At 28.9% G+C, this 2999-nt stretch carries 3 protein-coding genes; all 3 read left to right on the top strand.

All coding sequences use genetic code 11. From position 1 onward, the window contains the following. Positions 1 to 105: 105 nt before the first annotated feature. The 3 genes from Ctaglu_RS24460 (at position 106) to Ctaglu_RS24450 (ending at position 2892) form a co-directional block, all read left to right on the top strand. Positions 106 to 534 carry a hypothetical protein gene (locus tag Ctaglu_RS24460; RefSeq protein WP_125006654.1) on the top strand — a complete coding sequence of 143 codons (429 nt, stop codon included), beginning with the start codon at positions 106 to 108 and terminating at the stop codon, positions 532 to 534. 6 nt (positions 535 to 540) lie between these two features. Then, complete coding sequence (locus Ctaglu_RS24455; protein ID WP_125006652.1) at positions 541 to 1473, top strand: TniB family NTP-binding protein; 933 nt, start codon at positions 541 to 543, stop codon at positions 1471 to 1473. A gap of 84 nt (positions 1474 to 1557) precedes the next feature. Further along, entirely contained in the window at positions 1558 to 2892 is a 1335-nt protein-coding gene (locus tag Ctaglu_RS24450) for a TniQ family protein (protein ID WP_125006650.1), read from the top strand. The last annotated feature ends 107 nt before the right edge of the window (positions 2893 to 2999 follow it).

Below are 2999 nucleotides of genomic sequence, written 5' to 3'. Positions count from 1 at the left end.
GAGGTATTTTTCAAATTTTTACAGACTTGTCAAGTGTTTTATGCAGAAAAAATGGGGGAATCAACAAAAATTAATGATACTAGAAATGAGTAATCATAGGAGCTAATGAGTTTCCGTGAAAGCTCAATTAATAAAAGGGAGGTGAAATATAAAGTTAAATATGATTTAGATGATATTTCAAAAATTTATATTAAACAATCAGATTCATCAGAATACATTCAAATTCTTGCTTATAATCCTCCTGCTGATGAACTTATAGGTGTCAATTTATACACATATAAAAAAATATTAGAGATTGCAAAAGAAGAAGGTATTCAAAAGAATAATGCAATAATTGGTACGAAGCAATTAAAGAAAGCAAAAATGAAATTAAAGGATATTGTGTTAAAGAAGTATAAGAAAAGTAGAACAATACGAAAACAAGCAGAAAGAATGGGTGCGGAAATAACTTTTTCAAATATACAGGAGAAAAACGTGGTTATTGAAAAGCTTTCTATTGGAGAGTTAATTAATATTGCAAAAGAAAAGGAGTAATATGAAATGATTAATAGCAATAACCAATATAAAGACTTTACTAAACGTGTTTCAAACATTCATGTTATTCACAAAAAGATTGAAAGAATATGGAGCATGTTAGATTCTATGCGTGACAATCATAATATAGGAGACAAACAGAACTCGCCAAGACATTTGTTTATAATGGGAATATCAGGGGTAGGTAAGAGCAGGATGATGGAGAAATATGCTGACATTAATCCAGGAGTTATTTATAAAGACCAAGATGATACTGAAATTGATATTAAGCCAGTTGTGTATATGGAAATGCCACACCCGTTCACTATACTTGAATTTTATCAAAGTATAATAACTGCTTTAAATGCACCAAATTTACCTGGTAGACCGACAATTGGAAGAGTTAAAAGACAGGCATTTCATTTACTGGAATTTCAAAAGGTGGAAATGCTGATTTTTGATGAATTAGATTATATTATGGAATCGAAGTCTGTAAAACCTATGGAAGCTATGGAGGCAATAAAACATGTTTCAAATATGGCAAAAGTGTCAGTGGTATGTGTGGGTTCTCTTAAAATTGAAGAATTACTTATGTTAGATTTTCAGTATTTTAGGAGGTATCCAAAAGTGAAATTAGAAGGATTTTCCGAATGTGATGAAGAATTTTGCCTATTGTTAAAGGGCATTGAAAATCAGATAAACTCCCCGATTCAATTAGGGTTAGATAACTTAGAAAAAGGAATACCTCAGTTGTTGTTTGCGATGTGTAAAGGGTTCGTAGGGATATTGACACCAATATTACAGGAAGCATTTAGAATTTCAGGAGTTTATTTAGACGATTTTGATGATTATACAAAAGCAAAGGTAACTGTGGAGAATTTATCAAAGGCTTATGAAAATATTGTAGGTGATATAAATGAAGAGGAATTTATGAAAATTGTTGGCTCTACATTAAAGTAGTACCATTTATATTGACACAAAGGTATTGTTCTCCCTATATAAGGCAATAATTATAATGATTGTTTTATATTAGGGAGGGAAGTTATGCCGATTAATAAGTTTACTATAAGAGTCAAACCATTTTTAGGAGAGTCGTTATTCAGTTTTATGTTAAGATTTTCAAAGCAAAATGGAATAAGTTTTTTAGATTTATGGAGCATATCTAAAAAGCATAGGTCTCATTTTATTCAGACTAACGATATTGGAGTGTTAAATTATGCACCAATAAATATAATAGACCCAACTATGATAGCTAAAGTTTGTGGTTTAGAAGTTAATCAAATATACCAAATGTCCTTTTACTATATTTTAAAAAGGTTTTGTGGAGAAAGCGAAGTAGAAAGGTCCAGATTTATGTCTGGTTTATTAGAAACAGAGTATTGCTACTGCCCAGTATGCCTAAAAGATAAATCTTACCATAGATTGTTATGGGAAGTAAAAGAAATAAGAGTATGTCATAAGCATAAGATAAGATTATTAAATAAATGTAATTCGTGTCATAAAATCATAGTTATGAAAGACTTAAATGAATTAAATACTTGCCCTTATTGCAATTCTAAACTTGATAAAGAAATTGGTTCATTTAATTATGTAGACAACCCTACTGTAGTTCAGCAAACGTGGTATTATAAGGCACTTGAACAACTAATATTGCCATTTGATTTCAAAATGGAACCAGAAGAAATTGTTTTAAAGGTACTCTATATATTGAATAACTACAATTCAATATTTAACAGGAGCAATATTAAAGTAGCATTAAAAAATAGAGGTAATAAGTTGCCAACGTTATTACAAAATGTTAGAAAAACAATATACCACAAAAGAACATTATATGTTGAATACTTATTAAAAATATTATATGAAAATGACATTACTGTATCAGAATTCTTGGAATTAAAAGTACCACGAACATTTATTGACTCTATACAACAAAAGGCAATTTTAAAGAAGGATAAAGCCTATTGTATTGCTCCATGGTGTGCTAATTATAAGAAAATTGGCGGCCTTATAAAGACTGGGACATCTTTTAAAAGAAAAATTAATGGAGACATCTATAAATATTATTTGGTATGTCCTAATTGTGGATGTGAATATGGGTTTGATAAAGAAGAGATTTTAACAGAAAGAACTTACTTTATTAAAACATTTAATATATTAAAGGAGTATTCAAATAGAGAAATAAGTTTAAGAGAACTATCATGCAAATCTGAGCTATCTGTAGACAAGCTAAAAAGGGGGTTAGCATACTTTGATTCAAGAGAAATTTATTTTGAAATATATAATTGTAAGGACTTTAAATATGAACAGATAATATTGCAAAAGGTAATTAATGCAGTAATAGCAAATGATAGTATTAAAGTGTTAAACGTCAAATTATAACTAATTGAAACGTCATTTTATTTCTATTATTAGTAGGTGATTTACGTCAGATTATCCCTATAAAATCACTTTATCAGTAAGAAAAAAGCATTTTATTAATATAATTT

It is taken from the genome of Clostridium tagluense, assembly GCF_003865095.1.
Lineage (GTDB): Bacteria > Bacillota > Clostridia > Clostridiales > Clostridiaceae > Clostridium_AD > Clostridium_AD tagluense.
This window is presented reverse-complemented; position numbering and strand designations above follow the sequence as displayed.